The following is a 21065-nucleotide window of genomic DNA, read 5'->3' on the forward strand; positions in this document are numbered from 1 at the left end:
AAAAAACAGGAATGAAAGATACAAGATGATCAAAAATTATTTTAAAATTGCCTTACGTAATCTGCTAAAAAGCCGGATGTTCTCGTTACTCAATATTATTGGGCTTTCGTTCGGACTCGCTGGATTTATGTTTATTGCCACCTATGTATTTGATGAACTTAGTTATGATCGTTTCCATACCCAAGCGGATCGCATTGTCCGCCTGAATGCCCATATACATATGGGCGAAAGCAAGTTGGACATGGCCCGAACAAGTGACATGATGGGACCGATACTTCGCGACGAATATACCGAAGTGGAAGACTTCACCCGGTTATACGTGTCGAGTGGCGCAAAGTTGATAAAAAATGGCGATCGTTGGATTAAAGAAGCTCACTTAGCACATGCCGACTCTTCTTTTTTTCGTCTGTTTTCTTATCAGACACTTCATGGCAATCTGCACCACGCATTGACAGAACCGAACACCGTTGTACTAACCCGCTCGGCTGCCGAACGTTACTTCAATTCGACAGATATAGTCGGCAGAACACTGGAAACCAACGATGCCGAGAACACAGTATATAAAATTACGGCAGTCATTGAAGATATGCCGGGAAACAGCCATTTCAACTATGATTTCCTATTTGCTATGGATAATGCATCTTATGAAAATTGGGGTGCGCTGCTTTCCCATAACTTCACCACCTACATATTGCTGAAGAATGCAACAGACCAATCACTGTTGGAAACCCATCTAGAAGAGTATGTGCATAAACATTGCCTTCCAGCAGCCAAACAGTTTATGGATGTTGCTAGTATGGAGGAATTTAGAACACAGGGAAATTTATTCTATTACGATATTACACCGATTAAGGATATCCATCTACGTTCCAATTTAATGGGTGAACTTCAACCTAACGGCAGCTTACAATATGTTTATATTTTCAGTGCCATTTCGTTGTTTATATTACTTATCGCGTGTGTCAACTTCGTAAACCTATCGACCGCAAGATCGGCGAGCCGAGCAAAAGACGTAGGCGTACATAAGCTATTAGGTTCATCGAGAAGTGGCGTAGCCGGTCAATTTCTGACAGAATCCTTTCTGCTTTCTTTCGGGGGGATTATCCTAGCGATTGTGATTGTTGTATTGACATTACCGCTGTTTAACGAACTATCGGGGAAAGCCTTCGAGATAAATGATTTAATAAATGTTAGGTCACTTCCATTGATTGGCCTTCTAACGCTCTTCGTCGGATTGGTAGCTGGCTATTATCCAGCCGCTTTCTTGTCTGCATTTAATCCGCTACAGGTTATAAAATCACGTTCCGTCGTTACTTCGGGCAAAAGTTTCTTTCGAAGCAGTTTGGTGGTTTTTCAATTTGCCATATCCATCACATTGATTGTTGGTACGTTCATTATAACAACCCAATTGCAGTACATTCAACATAAAAAAATCGGTTATGAACGTGAGAATATTCTCCTCGTAAGTGATTATCATGTCCTAGGAAATCAAACGAAGGCATTTCGTGACGATATTTTGAATCTACCCGGCGTCAAGATAGGTACCGTCAGTGGTTATCTTCCTGTCTCTAGTTCAAGTAGAAACGACAATCCCTATTCGAAAGAAACCGTTATGTCGGCACACAATTCGGTATCGATGCAGACCTGGTATGTCGATGAACAATATCTACCAACATTTGATTTAGAATTAACAGTTGGTCGTAACTTTTCTGCCGCCCGTCTGGCAGATTCGACCTCCGTCATTTTGAACGAAACTGCCGTAAAACATTTTGATTTTGGTTCAGAAAAGGATGCCATTGGCAAGAAAATACATTTTCAATTAGGTGACAACATGAAATCGTATGAGGTTATCGGTGTGGTCAAGGATTTTAATTTTGAGTCGCTTCGCGATCCTGTTACTCCGCTGGGCTTTTTTTTGGGTAATCATCCTGTCGAAGCAGCATTTAAGATAGAAACAGCTGACCTTCCGGCATTACTTGCCCATATTGAGAATTCTTGGAATAAGTTCGCTCCGGCATACGCTTTTTCCTACCGATTTATGGATGAAGCATTTGATAGCATGTATAGGGCGGAACGCCGCATGAGTAGGTTAAGCTTAACTTTCGCAGCTTTAGCAACTGGTATTGCCTGTCTGGGATTATTCGGACTTGCCGCGTTTATGGCAGAACAACGTCGCAAGGAAATCGGCGTACGGAAAGTATTGGGCTCGTCCGTTGTAGGGATAGTCATTATGCTTTGTAGAGATTTTGTGAAATTGGTTCTTATTGCCCTTTTGATTGCGGTTCCTATCGCTTGGTGGGGCATGAGCGAGTGGCTAGAGGATTTCACCTACCGAATAGAGATATCTTGGTGGATATTTGCATTAACTGGCATAATTTCCATCGTTATCGCATTACTTACTGTAAGCACCCAAGCAGTACGTGCCGCCCGTGCCAATCCGATAGATAGTTTAAGGAATGAATAGTATGTCCGAATTGATTCGTATAACGGGACGATTTTTTTATAAAAAAAGATAAAAACAAGATAAAAAAAATGATAAAACTAGAACATATTTTTAAGTGGTATAATATAGGTGGGACGCGCTCATTTGTACTAAAGGATATCAATTTGGAAATCGAACAGGGCGATTTTATTTCCATTATGGGACCATCGGGCTCGGGAAAGTCTACGCTTCTGAATGTTATCGGTTTACTCGATGAGCCGAACGAGGGGCATTATTATTTTATGGGCGAGGATGTATTGGCTCTAAAATCCAAGAAGCGAACAGCACTATTCCAATCGCACATGGGTTATGTTTTCCAGTCTTATCATCTGATAGACGAACTAACGGTATATGAAAATATTGAAACACCATTAATTTATAAAAATCTATCCGGTAAGGAAAGAAAGGCTATTGTAGGCGATATGCTGGATCGTTTCGGCATTGTAGGAAAGAAAGATTTATTTCCGGCGCAATTATCCGGCGGACAGCAGCAGATCGTGGGTATCGCCCGGGCATTGGCTGCTTCACCTAAATTATTGCTAGCAGACGAACCAACAGGCAACCTCAATTCCAAACAGGGCGAGGAAATTATGGCTCTTTTCAAGCAACTCAATGAAGAGGGCATGACCATCATACAGGTCACTCATTCGGAAAAAAATGCAGAATATGGTAAACGGATTATCAATTTGCTTGATGGGCAAGTGAAGTGACGAGGTTTTGGTTCTTTTTTGAGGGAAAAAAGAACACAAAAATTCCGTATATTCGTATGGATGAACGAGCAGGAGTTAAAGGCACTGATTTCTCTCTTGGATGATCCAGATGCGGAAATCTATAAGGCTTTGGAAGATAAGCTGATTACGTGTGGCCCAGAGGTGATACCGTTATTGGAGGAGTCTTGGGAACAGTCTTTTGATTTGCTCTTACAGGAGCGTGTGGAACAGATTGTCCACAAAATACAGTTCAACCAGGTTAAGAATGACCTTCAATTGTGGAAACTAAGTAATGAAGAAGATTTGCTTGAAGGACTGCTTATCATAAACCGTTATCAATATCCGAATTTGGGCGAGGAAGAAGTATATGGGAAACTTGCAGAACTCCGTCGCAATGCTTGGTATCATTTGATGTATGATATGAGCCCGATCGAAAAGGTGAAGCTATTGAACAATATCCTCTTCCGTGAATTTGGCTTATCCGGTAACACGTCTGACTTTCATGCTCCTCAAAACTCTTTTATCAATAAGGTACTGGAATCTAAAAAAGGTAACCCTATTTCGCTTGCCTGTATTTATAGCATCATTGCCCAGCGATTGGACATTCCGATTTATGGTGTTAATTTACCGAAACACTTCGTGCTGGCCTATATGAATGAAGAAAAACCTGATGAGGTTCTCTTTTACATTAATGTGTTCAACCGCGGGCAAATTATGAGGGAAGTGGACATTATTGCCTTTCTCCAACAACTAAACCTGCCACCAACGGATGATTACATCAAACCATGCAATAATTTGGAGATAATTAAGCGTATTTTGCGCAATCTCATTGCTGCTTACGAATATGTAGACAATCTCGAAAAACGAGAAGAGGTTCAGTTATTACTGAATCTTATTGAACCTGCGGCCGGTTAGAATCATCACGGGCATCCAATGTTAGTCCCACAGGCGTCACGCCAAATCGCAATCCGGAAGTTTCAATTACTTTGTCCGGCTCCACATTGCCATCGTCTGTATACCTAAACCGCGATACTTTTTTTGCCGCTCGATCCGCTACATATAAATACACACCACTTTCCCGCGTATCAATCACTACATCAACAGGTGAGATTAACCCCGTATTAGAACCCGTAATCACACGTGATGGCCGGATGACATCCGAGTTGCTGTTTACCGAATTGGAAAAGTTATCAAAAATGAGAATTCGTCCGCTTCCTACTGTTGTTTCATCGCCCATTTCGGCGATAGCCATTACATTTTTCACCGTATCATAGAACATCCCACGCAAATCAGTCGTCGCGCCTTCAATTTGTAATATACGCTCGGGATTAAGCGTAGCGACGGAATCGCTCGCTCTTACAGACCTCGTTGTCAAGTTCTGGAACATGTATATACCTGCCGGCGCACTTATTTTGGAAGTAAAAAGCCTATCACTTTGATAAGTGGCTCCCCACATATCTAAATCTGGATTCATTAATTTTTTATAGGGTTGCTTTTGAATTCCGGCGCTTCCGGGGTTGTCTACCACATATATCCCGGCCTGTGGTCCAGCACCGTTGACGACCAGAAGAGATCGCGTAGCAGCATGGTATACAAAACCTTTTACCTTATTGTAGTATCTACTTCTAAGTCCATTTCCGGAATTATTCAGTATTCCCGTCTGTGTCACCTGAACCGTAGAAATGACGGTATCAACCCCATCACCCTCCTGACTATTGTTTACACTTGCCTGAAAAATAGTTTTTATGTATGGATTGAAATAAATGGGACCTCCGCCTTCTACCTGTGATACGTGACTTTCACTAAAGGCAAAAACCGAAGAGTCAGCAGGATAAACAACACGGATCGTTGTGTCCGCTCGTTCGTCTGTTGTACCGTATTCTTCAAAAGAGACGTAAAGACGTGAAATTTGCGTAATTTCAAACTCCGGTCTTGCGTTATCGTCTTCACAGGCATAGAACCCGAGGACAAGTGCCAACATGGCGAACATATAATATATAATTGGGGTTTTAGACATAACAAGTATATAGCGTACAACAATATAAATATCTACAAATCATTATAGTTCACCTTCCCGAGTATCCAATGTAAGACTAACCGGTGTTCTACCATCTTTCAAATTGGATGTATCAATTACTTTATCGGGTTCCACATCGCCATCATCGGTATATCGGAAGCGCGATATTTTTCTCGCTGCGCGGTCGGCAACGTATAAATAGACACCCGTTTCCCGTGTATCAATAACTACATCGACAGGCGATATTAGGCCTGTATTAGCACCTGTAATCACACGTGTCGGTGTGATGGTCTTTTCATCTACCATACTGGAAAAGTTCTCAAAAACAAGAATGCGGCCACTTCCTCCCGTCCCATCTCCTATCTGCGCGACAGCCATAACATTTTTAACCGTATCGTAAAACAATCCGCGCAGATTGGTAACATCTTCAATCTCCAGTATACGAGTCGGTTCCAGTCTAGCTATCGAATCGTTCTCCCGTACCGTTATATTGGCAATACCTTCAAAAACATAGATACCCGCCGGCGACCCCTCTGTTGCAGTTGTCTTAATCGTAAAAAGCTTTTCATTTTGATAGGCCGCCCCCCACATCGATAAACTGTTATTCCTTAATTTCTTAACAGGTTGCTTTTCGCGGGTCGCGTAACGCGGCCCTTCCATCATATACACACCTGCGTCTGGCCCACCGCCATTCACAATAAAAAGGGAATTTGTCCGCGAATGATAGGCCATGCCACGTACATTGTTGTAATATCGACTTTTGGGCCATCCAGCGTTGGTTAATGAGCCTGATGAGCCCATACTAAGCACAGCAATGGACGTATCGTTGGTGCCGGCACGGTTAACACTAGCTTGAAATATTGTATTCAGCTGCGACTCATAATAGATTGGTCCCCCTCCCCACACCTGCGAAACGTGCCGACCATTGAAAGCAAAAACAGAGGAATCAGCAGGATAAATGATTCTGATGTTGGTATCCGGCGGGTTTTTACCGGGTGTATACTCTTCAAAGGAAACATATAAGCGGGTAAACTTCCTCATCTCTAAATTCGGCTCAGCATCGTTCCGTTCACAGGCATAAAATCCAAGGATAACCGCCAGCGAGGCGAACACATAATATATGGGTAAGATTTTAAACATAGAGATTATCGTATCATATGTTACAAAAGTAAAAAATAAACGTGTATATCGGTAAACCTGCGACAACCGTTAGCCAACTTTTGTAAAATCTAGCAGTTTTCCGTAAAATTGCATCATATTTTTAAAACGTGGTGGTATCATGGACAACAAGGAATTTAAACGAGAGAAGCTAAATCTGCCGAATGACGGCAAGAAATTACTATTGCACTCGTGCTGCGCCCCCTGTTCAGGCGAGGTTATGGAAGCATTGATTGCTTCAGATATTGACTTCACGATTTATTTTTATAATCCCAATATCCATCCACGCAACGAATATGATTTACGGAAGGAAGAAAACATCCGTTTTGCAGAAAAGCACGGTATTCCTTTTGTCGATGCCGACTATGATGTAGACCATTGGTTTGAGCTGGCGAAAGGCATGGAAAATGAACCTGAACGTGGTATCCGCTGTACGATGTGCTTCGATATGCGATTTGAAAAAACGGCCGAATATGCAGCAGAACATGGATTTGACGTTATATCAAGTTCATTAGGCATTTCCCGTTGGAAAAACATGGAGCAAATCAATGACTGCGGTCTACGGGCGGCTTCCCGTCACCCCGACATGGAGTATTGGACACTCAATTGGCGGAAGAAAGGTGGCTCGGCGCGCATGCTCGAAATCAGCAAACGCGAAAAATTCTATATGCAGGAATACTGCGGTTGTGCCTACTCTCTGCGCGATACCAATCGTTGGCGAATGGCTAACGGTCGGGAGAAAATAGAACTAGGCAAATATTACTATGGAGACGATGAGCAATAATTTTGCAAAAAGTTTCCTTTTTACTGAAATAATAATTAATTTTGCACGCTCGAATGCAGATTGTGAAACATCTAAAATATTACAGGATTCCGTTTTCAGGATTAACTACTGGAAAGCACAATTTCGAGTTTGAAGTCGATGATAAGTTCTTTGATTGTTATGAACACTCGCTTGTAAAGAAAGGGCAGCTCAAAGCTGATGTGGAGCTACAGAAACAGGAAAACATGTTGATTGTTAATTTCCATGTGTATGGCACCATCCGATTAACATGTGATGTATGTTTAGCTGAGTTTGACGCGCCGCAAGACTTCCATGAAAGAGTACTTGTCAAGTTTACGGATGACGACTGGAATCAAGAAACAGAGGAAGTAATGGTGCTGTCCAAAACAGATTACGAATTGGATATTGCTGGGTTGCTTTACGAATACATCAACGTTCGCGTTCCTTATTACAGTAAATGTTCGGAACAAGGCAATAATACCAACTGCGATCCAGAAATGCTGGCAAAACTGAGTGATTCACCGGACTTAGACACCGACACGGAGACAGAAGAAAAAACAGACCCACGTTGGGATATATTAAAGAAAATTAAAAATAACTAAAACAAAGATACGAGATGGCACATCCAAAACGTAAGACTTCTAAATCAAGAAGGGACAAAAGAAGAACACATTATAAGGCTGAAAGACCTACGTTAACTGTATGTAAAGAAACAGGTGCAGTACATACACCTCACCGTGCATACACAGTAGATGGTAATCTATATTACAACGGAAAATTGATTATTGAAAACACCGCTGCTGTCTAACGACGTCATTCAACGAAATGAAACATCCCAAAATAGGTGTAAAATTTAATTTTTATACTTTAATTTGGGATGTTTTTGCGTATTATTGATGATAAAATAATAACGAATGAAGATTGGTTTAGACGTTTTAGGCGGGGATTATGCCCCCGACTCCACAATAAATGGGGCTATTGAAGCCCAAAAAGTACTACAGGAGGGACAACGTCTTGTCCTTATCGGCAATCAGCCCGACACCATCGAACGATTAAAGCAAGCTGGAGCGGATCCGGAGAAATTTGATTACATACATGCACCCGAAAACATAAGCATGCATGAACACCCTACCAAGGCTATTACCCAAAAGCCTAATTCCAGCATTGCTAAAGGATTTGAATTGTTAAAAAACGGCGAACTCGACTCTTTTGCGTCCGCTGGTAATACCGGAGCTATGTTGGTAGGAGCAGTATTTAGTGTAAAAGCAATTCCCGGAGTTCTTCGTCCAGCAATCGCAACGAATGTTCCCAAAATTAAAAGCGGCTATGGTATTTTGTTGGATGTAGGTGCGAACGCAGACTGTAAGCCTGAGATGCTATCGCAATTTGCAACGCTGGGAAGCTTATACATGGAATATATTTATGGCTTAGAAAATCCAAAAGTCGGCTTGCTAAATATCGGCGAAGAAGAAGAAAAAGGAAATAACTTAACAATATCAACCTATCCCCTACTCAAAGAAAACAAAAAGATAAATTTTATTGGTAATACCGAAGGTCGAGATCTTTTCACGGACGCTGCTGACGTGTATGTGTGTGACGGGTTTACGGGTAATGTGGTCTTGAAACTTGCCGAATCTTTTTATGTCGTCACGTTAAAAAAGGGGCTTAAGGATGAATTTTTTGATAGATTCAATTACGAGCGTTATGGTGGCAGTCCTATTTTGGGTGTAAATGCACCGGTTATCATAGGGCATGGCATCTCGACTCCAGAAGCTATCAAAAACATGGTTTTACTATCAAAAGACATGATCGAATCACAAATCATCGATAAAATCAGGTCTGCTTTCAATTAATAATATATGTCAAAAATACATGCTGCAATTACTGCTGTAAACGGGTATGTTCCTGACCATGTCTTAACGAACCAAGAGTTGGAAACAATGGTTGACACCAACGATGAGTGGATTGTGACACGAACAGGAATCAAAGAGAGGAGAATCCTTAAAGGAGAAGGTAAGGCCACATCGGACTTAGCTGTTCCCGCAGTTAAAGGGTTATTGGAAAAACGGGGCATTTCTGCCGATGAAATTGAATTGATTATCTTTTGTACCAGTACACCGGACATGCTGTTTCCTGCAACGGCAAATATTTTGGCGGATAAAATTGGTGCTAAGAAAGCTTGGGGATACGACCTCCAAGCAGCTTGTTCCGGTTTTTTATTTGGTTTAACGACAGCAGCGCAATTTATAGAATCGGGCAAACATAAAAAAGTTCTCGTTGTTGGCGCTGATAAGATGTCGTCGGTAGTTAATTACGAAGACCGCAATACCTGCATCTTATTCGGTGACGGCTGCGGATGTGTACTATTAGAACCGAATGAAGAGGGTAATGGAATTATTGATGCCGTCTTGAAAACAGACGGTTCAGGAGGCCCATATTTGAACATAAAAGGTGGGGGGTCGTTAAATCCGGCAACCCATCAAACTGTAGAAGCTGGTCTTCATTATGCCTATCAAGAGGGACGTACGGTATTTAAATTTGCCGTTACCAACATGGCCGAAGTAGCTGTCGAGGTGATGGAAAGAAATAACCTAACATCAGAAGACGTGGATTGGCTTGTGCCGCATCAAGCGAATAAACGGATAATCGATGCTACTGCGGAACGTGCAGGTCTTTCCGATGACAAGGTGATGGTCAATATCCATAAATACGGAAATACGACCAGCGGTACCATTCCACTTTGTTTATGGGAATGGGAGAACCAGTTAAAAAAAGGAGACAACTTAATATTAGCAGCTTTTGGTGGCGGTTTCACTTGGGGAGCCGTTTATCTCAAATGGGCTTATACGAAAGCATAAAATATTATTTAACTTTATCCCCGTTATGCGTTAGCCTTAAATCTGGGGTTAAAATTTATCGTAAAAAAATTATTATACACGAAACCTACTAGAAATATGAGTATGGATATTAAACAGATTCAAGACCTGATTAAATTTGTTGCTAAATCAGGTGTGAACGAAGTCGCTATCGAAGAAAAAGACTTTAAAATCACTATAAAAACGAATCAGGAGCCTACCTATGTTACGGCAACTGTTCCGAGCCCAGTAGCACTACCTCCGCAACATGTTGCACCAGTAGCGCCAGTAGCTGCTCCTGCCAACACGACACCGGCAGCACCAGCGCCAAGTACGCCGGCAGCTGAGTCGTCAAACCTCATAACCATTAAATCACCCATGATCGGAACCTTTTATCGCGCCGCTGGCCCGGATAAGCCATTATTTGTGAATGTAGGTGATGAAATCGCTCCCGGTAAAGTGCTGTGTATTGTAGAAGCTATGAAGCTTTTCAACGAAATTGAGTCGGAAGTATCAGGCAAGGTTGTGAAAATCTTGGTAAATGATGCAGAGCCTGTAGAATTTGATCAACCTCTATTCTTAGTTGATCCGTCGTAATTTAGATATGAGATAGGGATGTGAGATATGGGATATTATTTCATTATCTGATCTCCAAATTATAGAAGATGTTCAAAAAAATATTAATAGCAAATAGAGGGGAGATCGCACTTCGTATCATCCGTACCTGTCGTGAAATGGGGATTAAAAGTGTCGCCGTCTATTCTACGGCAGATCGCGATAGCTTACACGTACGTTTCGCTGACGAGGCTGTTTGTATCGGCCCTCCTGCAAGTAAAGATTCTTATTTAAGCATTCCTAATATCATTTCGGCAGCCGAATTGACGAATGCGGACGCCATTCACCCAGGATACGGTTTTTTATCGGAAAACGCTAAATTCTCCGCCATTTGTGCCGAATATGGTATCAAATTCATTGGTGCTACTGCTGAGCAGATAGAGAAAATGGGCGACAAAGCGTCGGCAAAAGAAACCATGAAACAGGCGGGTGTACCGACTGTACCGGGTTCTGATGGTTTGGTTCCCGACGTAAAAACAGGTATTAAACTTGCCAACGAAATCGGTTACCCGGTTATCTTGAAAGCTACCGCTGGTGGTGGTGGACGTGGGATGCGTATTGTGTGGAAAGACGAAGAGTTTGAGCCCGCATGGGATTCAGCCCGTCAGGAAGCTGGAGCAGCATTTGGCAACAATGGTATCTATCTGGAAAAATTTGTAGAAGATCCCCGCCATATCGAAATACAGGTTATCGGAGACCAATATGGAAAAGTATGTCACTTATCGGAACGTGACTGTTCTATACAGCGACGTCACCAAAAGTTAGTTGAGGAAGCACCTTCCCCGTTTATCACACCGGAACTTCGCGAAAAAATGGGGGAAGCTGCGATCAAAGGTGCTCAAGCCGTAAATTATGAAGGTGCAGGTACGATCGAGTTTTTGGTCGATAAACACCGTAATTTCTATTTTATGGAAATGAACACGCGTATCCAGGTCGAGCATCCGGTTACAGAAGAGGTTATCAATTTCGATCTTATCAAAGAACAAATTAAGGTAGCCGCGGGCATTCCGATTTCCGGGAAAAGCTATGAGCCGACCATGCATGCCATTGAATGCCGTATTAACGCAGAAGATCCATTCAATAACTTCCGTCCATCGCCTGGTAGAATCACGAATTTCCATTCGCCGGGTGGTCATGGTGTTCGAGTAGATACACATGTATATGCGGGATATACGATCCCTCCGAATTACGATTCTATGATCGCAAAATTAATTTGTGTCGCACAAACACGTGAAGAAGCGATCAATACAATGGAAAGAGCACTGAGCGAGTTTGTGATAGAGGGCGTAAAAACAACCATTCCCCTACACATACGTTTAATGCGTGATCCAAACTTTAGAGCAGGTAATTTTACAACGAAATTCATGGAAACATTCGACCTTACGGAATATCCAGACGAAGAGGTTGAATAAAATTTCCTTTACATACGTTTAAAATACCATTCTTCTAAATAAGAATGGTATTTTTGTTTTGTTTCAGAAACAACATTTAGAATGTCAAAATCAAAAGAGTTAATCAACGCTATAAAACAGAAAGGAAAGAATCTTGAAGGAGAAATGTCGTTCTTTGAGCATTTGGAAGTGCTTAGATGGCATATTATTCGTTCCGTTATCGCCATTGCCGTATTTGCTATTCTTTCATTCACATTTTACGACTTCGTCTTCAACAAGATTATTATGGGGCCGAAAAGCCTCGACTTTTGGACGTATCGAATGATGTGCAAAGTGGGCGATTTGCTCAGTTTGGATGGATTTTGTGTAGAACGCATCCCCTTTAATATCATTAACACTGAAATGGCGGGGCAATTTATGCTTCAGATCAATTCTTGTTTATTGATGGCAGTCGCATTGGGTTTCCCTTATTTACTATTCGAAATCTGGCTTTTTATAAAACCAGCACTAACAGACGTAGAAAAGAGTTCTGCACGTGGATTCGTTTTTTATGCCACCGTGCTATTCGTTATTGGCGCGTTATTTGGCTATTATATTGTCGTTCCGCTCTCCGTGAATTTCTTGACCAACGTGTCTTTAAGCGCAGAAATCACCAACCAAATTACGATTGATTCTTACTTATCGCTAATTGCCACGTTAACTCTAGGTTGTGGTGTAATTTTCCTTTTACCGATCGTCATTTTTGTATTATCTAGACTGGGTTTAATGACGCCTGCTTTTATGCGGGCGAGCAGGAGATACGCTATTGTCATTATCTTGATCATCGCCGCCATTATCACGCCGACGGCCGATGTAATCACTTTACTGACAGTCAGCGCTCCTATGTTTATACTCTACGAGTTGAGCATCATGGTTTCTGCCAATGTACATAAGAGAAAACTAGAAAAAGAGAAAGAATTTTATAATCAAAAATAAAACAACGATCATGTCAAAAAAAATTGCAATAGGAAGTGACCACGCTGGGTTTGAATATAAAACTGCTGTACTGGCGTTTCTCAAAGATGAGGGTTACACCGTAGAAGATTTTGGTCCTGCGACTGCGGATTCTGTAGATTATCCAGATTTTGCACACCCGGTAGCTACTAGTATCGAAAACGGACAAAACGAATTGGGCATATTAATCTGTGGCAGTGCCAATGGTGTAGCTATCACAGCCAATAAACATCAAGGTGTTCGGGCGGCCATCGCTTGGCAAAACGAAATATCAGCTTTGGCGAGGCAACACAATGATGCGAATATCGTATGTGTCCCTGCTCGCTTTGTTGACCTCGAGTTGGCAAAAAAAATTGTTAAAACATTCCTGACCACTGATTTCGAAGGAGGCAGACACGGTACGCGTGTAAATAAGATTGCGTGTACATAATTGATATAAAATACGAATCACGAGCCCCGAAGGGCTCATCTTTAGAAAATCGAGCTTTGCGAGCTCAACGAAGTTAACCGAGCTTGCGAGCTCATCGAAGATAATCATGAGATGACTATGATGAAGAATTGGATTATTGCACTTTTACTTGTTCCTACGTTCCACAGTTGCGTGATCGCACAACATCAAGATCCGGCACAGCTGAAATATGCGGATCTCATGACGGAGGAAACCGCAAAGAAGCATTTAACGCTACTAGCATCGCCAGAATTTGAGGGACGAGGCACAGGTCAAAAAGGTGGTGAAAAAACAGCACATTATCTAGCAGAGCAATTTAAATCTTACGGTTTGAAAGCACCAGTAAATGGCGATTATTTTCAACCGGTAAACCTTGTAAAGGTTTCTTATCAAGTGCAACGTTTTGTTGTGAACGGAACCGCTTATGAAAATGATACGGATTTCTTCATACAAGGCGATAATAAACAAGCTACTTACGAAGCCGATGACATCGTGTTTGTTGGATATGGCATCCAAGACAAAAAACATAATGACTTAGCCGGTGTCGATATCCGAGACAAAGTAGTTTTAGTCATCAACGAAGGAGAACCAAAAGATGCGAACGGCAATTCTATTGTTACAGGTAGCAAGAAAATGTCTGAATGGGCCAGTAGCCGGTTTAAACGCGTGCAGGAGCTTCTTAAAAGAAATCCAAAAACGATTTTGGCAACAGGCGATTATGTTGACCAGAATATGGCTCGATTCGGGAAACGTTTAGTTGGTGGTCGATTCTCTTTGGATGACGGAAATAATGCTGTATCGGGCACTACCCAAGCGCCGGTGGTCAATATTTCCTCAAGGTTGGCAAATGAGCTGTTGGCAAAACGTCAGACTAGTCTTGAACAACAAAAAAATACCCCCTCTACTTTCACCATTCCTACAAAAGTTGATGCCGAAATGGGAATCACGAAAGAGAAATTCGCAGATCCTAACGTACTTGGTTTGTTAGAAGGTTCAGATCTAAAAGATGAGATTGTTGTCGTTGTAGGGCACTATGACCATGATGGTATATTACCTGACGGTACATTTTTCCCCGGAGCGGATGACAATGGTTCGGGTACAGTAGGCGTTATGGAACTTGCCCGTGTCTTTGCTAAAGCAAAAGAAGATGGCCAAGGTCCTCGCAGAAGTTTGTTATTTATTGGTCTCGCTGCCGAAGAAAAAGGACTGTTGGGATCAAAGTTTTATGTCGAAAACCCCATCTTTCCAATTGAAAATACAGTAGCCTGTATCAACATGGACATGATTGGGCGTATAGACGACAAGCATTTGAACGGGAACCACAACTATATTCATGCCATTGGACTAGATAAATTGAGCTCTGAATTAAAACAAATTACAGAAACTGCAAACCATACATATACCCAGATGGAATTGGATTATATGTATGACGATCCTAAAGACCCAATGCGTTTATATTATCGTTCAGATCATTACAATTTTGCTGAAAAAGGTATCCCGTCAGCATTCTTTTTCTCGGGTTTACACCCACACTATCATACACCGGAAGACACGGTTGACAAAATCGACTTCCCGATGATGGTAAAACGGGAGAAATTGGTCTTCCATGTTGCATGGGAAATTGCCAATCGTGACAAACGGTTGCCGGTTGATTCAAATAAGGAGTAAAGGGGGAAAAACAAACAGACATGGAATATAGAAAATTAGGTAATAGTGAATTGGAAGTATCCGCCATTACCTTCGGTGCATGGGCCGCCGGAGGATGGATGTGGGGCTCAACTGATCGCAAAGAGGCTATTGAGGCTATTCAGGCTTCCTATGATGTCGGCGTAACTTCTATTGACACGGCTCCGATATATGGCCAGGGGACGAGTGAGGAAATCGTCGGTGAAGCCATACGGGGTATTTCGCGGGATAAGGTACAACTCTTGACCAAATTTGGTATGCGTTGGGATTTAGATTCCGCAAAAGGTGATTTCGCCATGCATACAAAAGACAATAACGGAAAAGCATTGGACGTTTATCGATATGCTGGAAAAGAGAGTGTTATATACGAATGTGAGCAAAGCTTGAAACGTTTGGGAACGGACTACATCGACCTGTATCAAATCCACTGGCCGGATTCGACTACCCCTATTTCAGAAACTTTCGAAGCGGTCTCTCGGTTAATTGAGCAGGGAAAGGTTCGTTATGCTGGTGTATGCAATTATTCCAGTACACAAATGGCAGAAGCACAGCAAATAGTAGATCTCGTTTCCAATCAAGTTCCTTTTAGTATGGTTAACCTCGGTATTGAAGTGGAAACAGTCCCGTACTGTATAGAAAACAACAAATCTATCTTAGCATATAGCCCGCTTCAACGCGGACTATTGACAGGTAAAATCCATCCGGGTTATTCCTTTCAGGAAGGCGATCACCGCGCTTCTTTACCATATTTCCAACCTGATTTTATAGAGAAAACAAATGTGCTTTTAGATAAAATAAAACCCATCGCCGACAGCAAAAATGCCTCTTTAGGTCAGTTGGTATTGCGTTGGACGATTGAACGGACTGGTATCACCATAGCGTTAGCAGGTGCTCGGAATGCGCAACAAGCAATTCAAAATGCTAAGAGTATAGACATTCAGTTGACAGCAGAAGAAATCGAAACGATAAATCGATTGGTAGACAGTTTTTAAATAGTCTATACATTTAAAGAAACGTCTCATGGATTAACTATGAGACGTTTTTTATTTAATATTTCTTGCAAGTTCAATTTCTATTCTTACATTTGTAGTGTATTAATATACTAATACACTAAACTTTTTATTATGATAGTAATTAAGAATCTCTCTTTCCATTACAAAAAAGATATGACCATATTGGATAATATCCATGCCTCGCTTCTGCCGGGACATATATACGGCTTATTGGGCTTGAATGGTGTCGGTAAAACCACCTTTCTCAAACTAATCTGCGGATTGCTGTTTCCACGTTCGGGGAATGTCGATATATCTGGATTTACTCCTGAGGATAGGCAAATCGGGTTTCTGCAAGACATTTATTTTGTCACCGATGAGGTGGATCTTCCCTATTGGAACATTGTTGACTATCTGGAGATTTATAGTCCGTTATATCCGAAATTCGACAAAGCTTATTTTGATGAGATCCTGATATCCTTGCAAGTAGATCCAAGGGAGAACATCAAAGCACTATCTTATGGGCAGCGAAAGAAAGTGAATATCGCTTTCGCGCTCGCCACCAATACCAAGCTCTTGCTGATGGACGAACCAACAAATGGATTAGACATTCCGGCCAAAACACAATTCCGTAAAGCCTTAGCGAAACACGTTTCGGAAGATACCACCGTCATCATTTCAACGCATCAGATCCGGGATATCCATCAGTTGATCGATCACTTATTGGTGTTGCAAAACCGCAACCTGACACTAAATGAATCGATCGATGATTTAAGCCGCAAGATAAAATTTAAGCAGGGAGATTATCCCGAAACCTTGTATGTAGAGAGCAGTCTCAACGGCAACAGCAATATCCTACTGAATACGGACGGCGAAGAAACACCTTTTGATATCGAACTGTTTTTTAACGCGTTAATCAACGAACCGCAATTTTTAAAAAAATTGTCCCTCACTAATCTCCAAGCTCATGAATAGACAATTGAATATCCAACGCTTATATATTGCGCTGAAAGAAATCTATTTTCCGAACAGATTGCTCATCGCCATATTTCCATTGATTATGCTCCTTGCCTTTGGTTTATATTACTACTGGCCGGGCGACATCTTTTATCAAAAATTTTTCACTCCTGAATTGTATCCGAAAAATGACGACTGGATAAGAGCAGTATATATGGAACAAACAGGTAGTAAATTACTACTGATGTGGCTCGCGCCGATATACTTAGCCATCATGACATGGGGGTATTTCGACGCATTGAACAAATCCGAACGTGTCAACCTGCTCCCTCTATCGAATCTGGAACGTACCTTAGCCATCATCATTTTCCTTTTGGGCGGATTGATAACAGGCACCTTCATTTTTGGCCTATATGATCATCTTACGGTGTGGTTATTTAAAAACATGTACTACGAGCAAGTATTGCAATATTTGGAAAAACAGGGGGATCTATACCCCAAAATTTCCGGAAACAGTATCTTCAAAGCTTTACCAATTAATAAATTGACGTTATTGTCCATTGGCTTCTTCGTAATCTGCGTACCGTTATACATTCTTGCAAAAGTCTTTTTCAAACGATACAGCATAATTTTGTTTTCCGCACTTTTAGTGCTCATTGTTCTTGTCGTTAGCTACTTCATTCGTGAATTTTTCATGTATGAGCAGGCAGCTATTTCTATAGGTCTCAAAGGTTTTATTCCTTCTACGATACAGCTTCTTATAACAATGGTCTATTGTTTTCTGACCATCGTTGCTTTTTATTACAAACGCAAAGAAAGGGAGATTTGATCATGCAGTTTAAAAATGAAAAAGCAATATATCTGCAAATCACCGATTTTGTGATGGAGAAAATCTTGAGAAGCGAATGGTTGGCTGATCAGAAAATCCCCTCTGTACGGGATTTTGGCGGTGAGTTGGAAGTCAACCCCAATACGGTGATGCGGGCATATGACATCTTGCAACAGCAGGATATCCTCTACAATAAGCGCGGACTGGGATTTTTTGTTTCTCCGGAAGCAAAATCATCCATTATGCACATCCGAAAAAAGCAATTTATCAACATAGAATTGCCAAAGTTTTTCGATACCATAACTTTATTAGGCATCAGCATGGACGATATTAACAGATTGTATCAACAAAAACAGCATTAATGAAAACTTCACATATTCTATTCGCCATCGCCTTATTTATGGGGATTTTTGCGACTTTCTACATTGAGCTTATCGGCAGTATCAAAATGACCACAGAAAACAAGCCGATCGACAGGATATCGGCCTTTTGGTTGAAATTCTACGATATAAAAGTCACACAAAAATTCTCTAATCCGATCAGACATATCAAAGTAACCGGCGGAAAAGACAAAGATCTGTATCTGAATATACAGAAAGCCCCCGCAGATAAAAATAGCTTGTATAGTATTAATCCGCAGAATTTCAGTTATAAGATTGTAAACGACAGCTTACTTATCCATATCGAAAGCAGATTTGCCGACATCACTTTACAGCAAAATGTACCGCTAGCATCCATAGAAGCGCGGCAAGTTTCCGTTTGTTTGAACAATATCATCCAGGATCAACTCCACATTGCGGCAATAGATAATGCCCGTTTCTCTGTGTCAAAACCGTTTCAGCGAAGCGATCAGCGAGATAGTATAGGAGAGCTGACCATTCAGGCAGCGAATGCTTCCAATGTATATCTAGACAATCTAATCGTCAACACCAGCAACGCGGTCATGCACGACGCGGTATTGAACTATACCTCCTCTACACAAATGGATTCGCTTGCAGTCCACCTCCATGGACGGAGCACAGTGATAAGCAATTTCAAGGAAAGCCGGATCGCTAGCATCCGTATTTTGGGCAATAAAGAATATTTTAAAAAGGAATTTTTGGGTAATGGTGCGAAATCCATAGAAATGCGTCCTTGAATTAGGAAAGCAAAAAACAAAAGATTATTTTTAACGTTATTGAGGATAGCAACAAATCAAATATGGCTTTTGTAGATTATTATAAAGTATTGGGGATAGAGAAAAATGTCTCCCAAGATGATATTAAGAAAGCGTATAGAAAGCTCGCCCGAAAATACCATCCCGATCTGAACCCTAATGATGAGGATGCAAAAAAGAGATTTCAGGAAATCAACGAGGCAAATGAGGTATTAACTGATCCGGAAAAGCGAAAAAAATATGATCAATATGGTGAGCACTGGAAGCACGGGGAAGCGTATGAACAAGCACAGCAACAACAGCGTAGCCGCGGTGCTAGTGGGGGAACTGCAGGGAATCCGTTTGAAGGTTTTGATTTTGATTATTCGGGAAATTATGATACGGGTGAGTTTTCGGATTTCTTCGAGCAAATGTTTGGGAGCCGACGCGGCGGCGGCAGACAAACCAAGTTTAGGGGAAATGATTATCATTCCGTGCTGGAACTGACCTTACAGCAGGCCTACACGACGCATCAACAAACGTTTACCGTAAACGGCCGGAATATTCGAATCACGATTCCTGCAGGTGTAGAAAACGGACAAAAAATCAAACTCAGCGGACAAGGTGGCGCAGGGGTTAACGGTGGACCGAACGGCGACCTTTATATTGAATTTAATATCTTACCTGACCCTCATTTTCAACGTAAAGGAAATGATCTTTATATGGTACAGGATATCGATCTGTATACCGCGCTCTTAGGTGGAGAGACCGTCGTTGATACATTCGCAGGAAAAATCAAAGTGAAGATTAAACCGGAAACGCAAAATGAAACTAAAATTCGACTAAAAGAAAAAGGTTTTCCTGTATACAAGAAAGATGGACAGTTTGGGGATTTGTATGTAACGTTACATGTGAAACTCCCTACGAACCTTAGCGATAGAGAAAAAGAACTGTTTCAACAATTGGCCAATCTAAAGAAATAAGCTATGGAAAGGACTTTAATAAGGGTAATGGACGTCTGCCAGTCCCACAAAATGGAGCTACAATTTATTCGAAATCTTTCTCAAAATGGTTTGATTGAAGTGGTGGTGCAAGACGAGGAGGAGTTCGTTAAAGAAGAAGAATTGAAAGCCTTGGAACAATTTGCTACTTGGCATTATGAACTGGAAATCAACCTACAGGGTATCGAGGTTGCACAAAATCTTTTACATAAAATAGAACAACTGCAAGAAGAAATTAGATTGTTACGCATTGAAATACGACCATAGCAATTGATGGATTTTTTGTATTTTGCGCATCATAAAATCAACACCATGCAACTTATATATCAAGGTAAAACAAAAGATGTCTACCAACTGGACAACAATCGTATTCTACTAAAATTTAAAGATGATGTCACGGGTGAAAACGGCGTTTTCGATCCAGGAGCCAATACCGTAGGATTAACTATCGACGGTGCGGGGAAATCGGGCTTGAAAATGACAAAATATTTCTTTGAACTGTTGAACAGCCTACAAATTCCGACACATTACGTTTCTGCTGATATAGATGACGTATCTATGGTGGTAAAAAATGCGCAGGTGTTAGGTAAAGGGCTTGAAGTAATTTGCCGTTATAAAGCAGTCGGAAGTTTCTATCGGCGCTATGCCGCATATTGCCAAGAAGGACAAGATCTCGATCGATTTGTAGAAGTAACGATTAAAGATGATGAGCGGGGCGATCCGGTTATTTCGCAAGATGCTTTAGCTATGTTAGGAATACTTAGTAAAGAGCAATATCATGAACTTGCCGACCTAACTAGAAAGATCTGCGATATCGTGAAAGCGGAACTTGCAAAAAAAGGATTGGAATTGTATGATATCAAATTAGAATTTGGTTACGATGTCTCCAATAACCAGCTCATTTTGATTGATGAAATTTCTGGAGGTAATATGCGTGTTTATAAAAATGGCACCTATATCGCTCCGTTAGATCTAGAAAAAGTATTCTTAAGTTAATAATCAAGATGGGTGT

The 21065-nt window shown here is 41.3% G+C and carries 23 protein-coding genes; 21 read left to right on the forward strand and 2 right to left on the reverse strand.

Translation table 11 applies throughout. From position 1 onward, the window contains the following. Nucleotides 1–25 precede the first annotated feature (25 nt). The 3 genes from H8B21_RS18095 to H8B21_RS18105 all read left to right on the forward strand — a co-directional run bounded on the left by H8B21_RS18095 (nt 26) and on the right by H8B21_RS18105 (nt 4107). Complete coding sequence (locus H8B21_RS18095) at nt 26–2464, forward strand: ABC transporter permease (protein WP_190315262.1); 2439 nt, start codon at nt 26–28, stop codon at nt 2462–2464. 68 nt (nt 2465–2532) lie between these two features. Further along, on the forward strand, nt 2533–3192 hold the full coding sequence (locus H8B21_RS18100) for an ABC transporter ATP-binding protein (RefSeq protein WP_190315263.1): 660 nt from the start codon (nt 2533–2535) through the stop codon (nt 3190–3192). A 60-nt stretch (nt 3193–3252) separates the two neighbouring features. Continuing rightward, on the forward strand, nt 3253–4107 hold the full coding sequence (locus H8B21_RS18105; RefSeq protein ID WP_190315264.1) for a transglutaminase-like domain-containing protein: 855 nt from the start codon (nt 3253–3255) through the stop codon (nt 4105–4107). On the opposite strand, the gene H8B21_RS18110 is transcribed toward H8B21_RS18105, so the two are convergent. Together H8B21_RS18110 and H8B21_RS18115 are read right to left on the reverse strand one after the other, a co-directional pair. Then, a complete protein-coding gene (locus H8B21_RS18110; RefSeq protein WP_190315265.1) occupies nt 4085–5209 on the reverse strand; it encodes a hypothetical protein in 1125 nt (374 codons plus the stop codon). The genes H8B21_RS18105 and H8B21_RS18110 overlap by 23 nt on opposite strands. A gap of 42 nt (nt 5210–5251) precedes the next feature. Beyond that, on the reverse strand, nt 5252–6349 hold the full coding sequence (locus H8B21_RS18115; protein ID WP_190315266.1) for a hypothetical protein: 1098 nt from the start codon (nt 6347–6349) through the stop codon (nt 5252–5254). 139 nt (nt 6350–6488) lie between these two features. On the opposite strand from H8B21_RS18115, the gene H8B21_RS18120 reads away from it, so the two are divergent. From H8B21_RS18120 to H8B21_RS18205, 18 genes are all read left to right on the forward strand, one after another. Then, entirely contained in the window at nt 6489–7151 is a 663-nt protein-coding gene (locus H8B21_RS18120) for an epoxyqueuosine reductase QueH (protein WP_190315267.1), read from the forward strand. A 53-nt stretch (nt 7152–7204) separates the two neighbouring features. Next, on the forward strand, nt 7205–7753 hold the full coding sequence (locus H8B21_RS18125) for a YceD family protein (protein WP_223815127.1): 549 nt from the start codon (nt 7205–7207) through the stop codon (nt 7751–7753). A 14-nt stretch (nt 7754–7767) separates the two neighbouring features. Further along, the gene (rpmF, locus tag H8B21_RS18130) at nt 7768–7959 is read left to right on the forward strand and encodes a 50S ribosomal protein L32 (RefSeq protein ID WP_071790457.1); all 192 of its coding nucleotides are present in this window, start codon (nt 7768–7770) and stop codon (nt 7957–7959) included. A gap of 106 nt (nt 7960–8065) precedes the next feature. After that, entirely contained in the window at nt 8066–9004 is a 939-nt protein-coding gene (gene plsX / locus H8B21_RS18135; RefSeq protein WP_190315268.1) for a phosphate acyltransferase PlsX, read from the forward strand. Between the two features lie 6 nt (nt 9005–9010). Beyond that, nucleotides 9011–10009, forward strand: a complete 999-nt coding sequence (locus tag H8B21_RS18140; RefSeq protein ID WP_190315269.1) for a beta-ketoacyl-ACP synthase III — start codon at nt 9011–9013, stop codon at nt 10007–10009. Between the two features lie 96 nt (nt 10010–10105). Then, nucleotides 10106–10603, forward strand: a complete 498-nt coding sequence (gene accB / locus H8B21_RS18145) for an acetyl-CoA carboxylase biotin carboxyl carrier protein (RefSeq protein WP_190315270.1) — start codon at nt 10106–10108, stop codon at nt 10601–10603. A gap of 68 nt (nt 10604–10671) precedes the next feature. Next, on the forward strand, nt 10672–12033 hold the full coding sequence (gene accC, locus H8B21_RS18150; protein WP_190315271.1) for an acetyl-CoA carboxylase biotin carboxylase subunit: 1362 nt from the start codon (nt 10672–10674) through the stop codon (nt 12031–12033). An 81-nt stretch (nt 12034–12114) separates the two neighbouring features. Beyond that, nucleotides 12115–12987 (forward strand): twin-arginine translocase subunit TatC, encoded by an 873-nt coding sequence (gene tatC, locus H8B21_RS18155; protein WP_190315272.1) that lies wholly within the window; start codon nt 12115–12117, stop codon nt 12985–12987. Nucleotides 12988–12997: 10 nt separating this feature from the next. Further along, nucleotides 12998–13435: a ribose 5-phosphate isomerase B gene (gene rpiB / locus H8B21_RS18160; RefSeq protein ID WP_190315273.1), complete on the forward strand. Its 438-nt coding sequence runs from the start codon at nt 12998–13000 to the stop codon at nt 13433–13435. Between the two features lie 117 nt (nt 13436–13552). Beyond that, nucleotides 13553–15121: a M28 family peptidase gene (locus H8B21_RS18165; protein WP_223815128.1), complete on the forward strand. Its 1569-nt coding sequence runs from the start codon at nt 13553–13555 to the stop codon at nt 15119–15121. A gap of 20 nt (nt 15122–15141) precedes the next feature. Continuing rightward, nucleotides 15142–16131 (forward strand): aldo/keto reductase, encoded by a 990-nt coding sequence (locus H8B21_RS18170; RefSeq protein WP_190315274.1) that lies wholly within the window; start codon nt 15142–15144, stop codon nt 16129–16131. A 132-nt stretch (nt 16132–16263) separates the two neighbouring features. Beyond that, a complete protein-coding gene (locus H8B21_RS18175; RefSeq protein ID WP_190315275.1) occupies nt 16264–17106 on the forward strand; it encodes an ABC transporter ATP-binding protein in 843 nt (280 codons plus the stop codon). Continuing rightward, complete coding sequence (locus H8B21_RS18180) at nt 17099–17917, forward strand: hypothetical protein (protein WP_190315276.1); 819 nt, start codon at nt 17099–17101, stop codon at nt 17915–17917. Before H8B21_RS18175 ends, H8B21_RS18180 begins: the two co-directional genes overlap by 8 nt. A gap of 2 nt (nt 17918–17919) precedes the next feature. After that, nucleotides 17920–18279, forward strand: coding sequence for a GntR family transcriptional regulator (locus tag H8B21_RS18185; RefSeq protein ID WP_190315277.1), 360 nt, complete (start codon nt 17920–17922; stop codon nt 18277–18279). After that, nucleotides 18279–19055, forward strand: a complete 777-nt coding sequence (locus H8B21_RS18190) for a hypothetical protein (protein WP_190315278.1) — start codon at nt 18279–18281, stop codon at nt 19053–19055. The genes H8B21_RS18185 and H8B21_RS18190 overlap by 1 nt, the downstream gene beginning before the upstream one ends. A gap of 62 nt (nt 19056–19117) precedes the next feature. Further along, nucleotides 19118–20035 carry a DnaJ C-terminal domain-containing protein gene (locus tag H8B21_RS18195; protein WP_190315279.1) on the forward strand — a complete coding sequence of 306 codons (918 nt, stop codon included), beginning with the start codon at nt 19118–19120 and terminating at the stop codon, nt 20033–20035. A gap of 3 nt (nt 20036–20038) precedes the next feature. Next, nucleotides 20039–20320: a chaperone modulator CbpM gene (locus H8B21_RS18200; protein WP_190315280.1), complete on the forward strand. Its 282-nt coding sequence runs from the start codon at nt 20039–20041 to the stop codon at nt 20318–20320. A gap of 45 nt (nt 20321–20365) precedes the next feature. Continuing rightward, on the forward strand, nt 20366–21049 hold the full coding sequence (locus H8B21_RS18205; protein ID WP_190315281.1) for a phosphoribosylaminoimidazolesuccinocarboxamide synthase: 684 nt from the start codon (nt 20366–20368) through the stop codon (nt 21047–21049). The last annotated feature ends 16 nt before the right edge of the window (nt 21050–21065 follow it).

The organism is Sphingobacterium chuzhouense, assembly GCF_014692525.1.
Lineage (GTDB): Bacteria > Bacteroidota > Bacteroidia > Sphingobacteriales > Sphingobacteriaceae > Sphingobacterium > Sphingobacterium chuzhouense.